Genomic DNA, 908 nt, shown 5'->3' with positions numbered 1-908 from the left:
CCTTCGCGGATGGCGAAGCGCAGGCCTTCGTCCATTGCCACCGGGTTGATCAGGGTGACGACCATCTTGACGTTGTCACCCGGCATCACCATTTCGACGCCTTCCGGCAGCGCAGCTGCGCCGGTGATGTCGGTGGTGCGGAAGTAGAACTGCGGACGGTAGCCGTTGAAGAACGGGGTGTGACGGCCGCCCTCGTCCTTCGACAGGACGTAGACTTCGCCTTCGAACTTGGTGTGCGGCTTGATCGAACCCGGCTTGGCCAGRACCTGGCCACGCTCGACGTCGTCACGCTTGGTGCCGCGCAGCAGCAGGCCAGCGTTGTCGCCTGCCTGACCCTGGTCCAGCAGCTTGCGGAACATTTCAACGCCGGTCACGGTGGTCTTCTGCACCGGACGGATGCCGACGATTTCGATTTCGTCGCCAACCTTGATCACGCCGCGCTCGATACGACCGGTCACCACGGTGCCGCGGCCCGAGATCGAGAACACGTCTTCCACCGGCATCAGGAACGGCTTGTCGATCGCGCGCTCCGGCTCCGGGATCCAGCTGTCCAGGGCGTCGACCAGCTTCAGGATGGCCGGCACGCCGATGTCGCTCTGGTCGCCTTCCAGCGCCAGACGGGCCGAACCGGCGATGATCGGGGTGTCGTCGCCCGGGAAGTCGTACTTGCTCAGCAGCTCGCGCACTTCCATCTCGACCAGCTCGAGCAGCTCGGCGTCGTCAACCATGTCGGCCTTGTTCAGGAACACGACGATGTACGGCACGCCGACCTGACGCGACAGCAGGATGTGCTCGCGGGTCTGCGGCATCGGGCCGTCAGCGGCCGAGCACACCAGGATCGCGCCGTCCATCTGGGCGGCACCGGTGATCATGTTCTTGACGTAGTCAGCGTGGCCCGGGCAATCGAC

At 64.9% G+C, this 908-nt stretch carries 1 protein-coding gene; it reads right to left on the bottom strand.

Annotated elements, in window-relative coordinates:
- A partial coding sequence (gene tuf / locus D7Y61_RS22415) for an elongation factor Tu (RefSeq protein WP_180869393.1) occupies positions 1–908 on the bottom strand: 908 nt, incomplete at both ends.

Source organism: Stenotrophomonas maltophilia, from assembly GCF_013464485.1.
GTDB lineage: Bacteria > Pseudomonadota > Gammaproteobacteria > Xanthomonadales > Xanthomonadaceae > Stenotrophomonas > Stenotrophomonas maltophilia_AW.
This window is presented reverse-complemented; position numbering and strand designations above follow the sequence as displayed.